Source organism: Mycolicibacterium iranicum (assembly GCF_002101705.1).
Classification (GTDB): Bacteria; Actinomycetota; Actinomycetes; order Mycobacteriales; family Mycobacteriaceae; genus Mycobacterium; species Mycobacterium iranicum.
The window spans coordinates 1-1,765 of the sequence record NZ_LQPC01000008.1 but is presented as its reverse complement, the minus strand read 5'-3'; the positions used below and the strand labels follow the sequence as shown (position 1 = coordinate 1,765).

1 protein-coding gene is annotated in these 1,765 nt (G+C 66.1%); it reads left to right on the top strand.

Features of this window, described 5'->3' with window-relative positions:
* Positions 1-1,765: hypothetical protein (locus AWC12_RS31820; RefSeq protein WP_165762752.1), on the top strand; the 1,765-nt coding region annotated here is incomplete at both ends.

Genomic DNA, 1,765 nt, shown 5'->3' with positions numbered 1-1,765 from the left:
CTATCTGCGGCTACCGCGGTGACGGTGGTGGGTCTTGGGGCGGTGGAGGTTGCGCCGGTGGTGATCGTGGCCCCGGCGGCCGCGGGCACCACGGGTCAGCCGATCACGGTCAGCCCGGTGGTGGTGCTCACTGATCCGGATTCCGATATCGAGTCGGTGGTGGTGACGGTCGACGGGGACGGGGTCTTCGGTTGGGGTGCCCTGCTCGGTGGCATTGATGCCGATGATTCGGTGGCCGGTCAGGTCACGTTCAGTGGTGCGGCCAGTGCGGGGGTGTATCAGCAAGTCCTGCAGTCGGTCACACTCACCTCGGCGACGGCTGGGGTGCAGACGGTGTCCTTTGAAGTGACTGATGTGGATGGCAACTCCAACGTGTTGCCGGCGGCTACCGCGGTGACGGTGGTGGGTCTTGGGGCGGTGGAGGTGTCTCCGGTGGTGATCGTGGCCCCGGCGGCCGCCGGCACCACGGGTCAGCCGATCACGGTGTCTCCGGTGGTGGTGCTCACCGATCCCGACTCGCAGATCGAGTCGGTGGTGGTGACGGTCGATGGGGACGGGGTCTTCGGTTGGGGTGCCCTGCCCGGTGGCCTTGATGCTGATGACTCGGTGGCTGGTCAGGTCACGTTCAGTGGTGCGGCGAGCGCGGCGGTGTATCAGCAAGTCCTGCAATCACTCACGCTGACCTCGGCGGCTCCTGGCTTGCAGACGGTGTCCTTTGAAGTTACTGATGTTGATGGCAACACCAACGCGGTCCCGGCGGGCACGGTGGTGACGGTGGTGGGGTTGGGTCCGGTGGAGGTGTCGCCAATCCTGGTGGTGGCTCCGGCGGCGGCGGGGTTGGCGGGTCAGCCGATCACGGTCAGTCCGATTGTGGTGCTCACTGACCCGGATTCCGATATCGAGTCGGTGGTGGTCACGGTCGATGGTGGCGGGGTGCTGGGCTGGACGCTCTCTGGTGGCATTGATGCCGATGACTCGGTGGCTGGTCAGGTGACGTTCACGGGTGCGGCGAGTGCGGCGGTGTATCAGCAAGTGCTGCAATCACTCACGCTGACGTCGTCGGCTCCTGGCTTGCAGACGGTGTCCTTTGAAGTGACTGATGTGGATGGCAACTCCAACGTGTTGCCGGCGGCTACGGCGGTGACGGTGGTGGGTCTTGGGGCGGTGGAGGTTGCGCCGGTGGTGATCGTGGCCCCGGCGGCCGCGGGCACCACGGGTCAGCCGATCACGGTCAGCCCGGTGGTGGTGCTCACTGATCCGGATTCCGATATCGAGTCGGTGGTGGTGACGGTCGACGGGGACGGGGTCTTCGGTTGGGGTGCCCTGCTCGGTGGCATTGATGCCGATGATTCGGTGGCCGGTCAGGTCACGTTCAGTGGTGCGGCCAGTGCGGGGGTGTATCAGCAAGTCCTGCAGTCGGTCACACTCACCTCGGCGACGGCTGGGGTGCAGACGGTGTCCTTTGAAGTGACTGATGTGGATGGCAACTCCAACGTGTTGCCGGCGGCTACCGCGGTGACGGTGGTGGGTCTTGGGGCGGTGGAGGTGTCTCCGGTGGTGATCGTGGCCCCGGCGGCCGCCGGCACCACGGGTCAGCCGATCACGGTGTCTCCGGTGGTGGTGCTCACCGATCCCGACTCGCAGATCGAGTCGGTGGTGGTGACGGTCGATGGGGACGGGGTCTTCGGTTGGGGTGCCCTGCCCGGTGGCCTTGATGCTGATGACTCGGTGGCTGGTCAGGTCACGTTCAGTGGTGCGGCGAGCG